At 34.2% G+C, this 1,019-nt stretch carries 2 protein-coding genes; one reads left to right on the plus strand and one right to left on the minus strand.

What is annotated here, in order from left to right; all coding sequences use genetic code 11:
- Window positions 1-162: 162 nt before the first annotated feature.
- A complete protein-coding gene (locus G468_RS0118595) occupies window positions 163-435 on the minus strand; it encodes an HU family DNA-binding protein (protein WP_026824223.1) in 273 nt (90 codons plus the stop codon).
- A gap of 232 nt (window positions 436-667) precedes the next feature.
- On the opposite strand from G468_RS0118595, the gene G468_RS24075 reads away from it, so the two are divergent.
- Window positions 668-826: a hypothetical protein gene (locus tag G468_RS24075; protein ID WP_155847045.1), complete on the plus strand. Its 159-nt coding sequence runs from the start codon at window positions 668-670 to the stop codon at window positions 824-826.
- Window positions 827-1,019 lie beyond the last annotated feature (193 nt).

Genomic DNA, 1,019 nt, shown 5'->3' on the forward strand with positions numbered 1-1,019 from the left:
ATGATGTTAATTGTCGAAGATGAGATCTTCTAGGCAAATTTTGGCTTAAAGAATGTTTATGATGGATTTGCTCATTACATATTAGAAATAAAAAAGTTATATAAAAATTTCCTTTCAACACCGTTAGCCAACTCAGCCTGTTGGCTTTTTTTTCCAGAAGTTTTAATTAACGGCTTCTTTTAAAGTTTTACCCGCTTTAAAACTCGGTACGTTTGAAGCAGCAATTTTAAGTGCCTCGCCCGTTTTTGGATTACGACCTTCCCTTGCTGCTCTTGGCTTAACTTGGAAGCTACCAAAGCCAACGAGTTGTACTTCATCTCCCGCCTTTAGCGCTTCTGTCACGGTTTCAATCAATGCGTTCAGTGCTTTCTCTGAATCTTTTTTGGTTAAGTCGGCTTTTTTAGCAATTTGATTAATGAGTTCGGTTTTGTTCATGGTGTGCCTGAATTAGTGGATACGTTAATTCTAGTGATGCTAGCTGTAGCAACTAAAAAGTGCAATGTTTCAGCGTTAATTAACCAAAAAATCTTTTTAATTAAAATCCCCCGCTCGCCACAAGTCTGTGACCGAGCGAAGCGAGTGAGCAGACGAGGAAGCGGAATATCACTACTAGCCAAAAAGAAATACGGTCACTCAGTAGTAACATATTTTGGGTTAGGAGTTTTTGTTGGAAGAAAAGTTATCCACAGGGGTAAAGCCGATTAAAAAAGACTATATTTTTTTTGATTATAAAAGATTAGCTGGCTTTTTTGGTGGATTTGTTATTTTATTTTTCCTTTTATTTTCAATAAATTATAAATTCAGTTATTTTTTTATTTTCCTTTAAAATCAAATGTTTATAAATTTACTGAATTGAACTATTTCCTTCCTTTTTATTGCACTGAATTACTATAAGTTATTGTATTTATTGCTATTATATCTCATTTTTTTGCTTTTATTATAGCCCATTTTATGCTTGTAGTCTTAATCTTTTGTAGTTTGGTGGGTGATATGCCGTAGTTTGGTGGGTGATATGCCGT

The organism is Arsenophonus nasoniae DSM 15247 (genome assembly GCF_000429565.1).
In the GTDB taxonomy this organism is placed as follows: domain Bacteria; phylum Pseudomonadota; class Gammaproteobacteria; order Enterobacterales; family Enterobacteriaceae; genus Arsenophonus; species Arsenophonus nasoniae.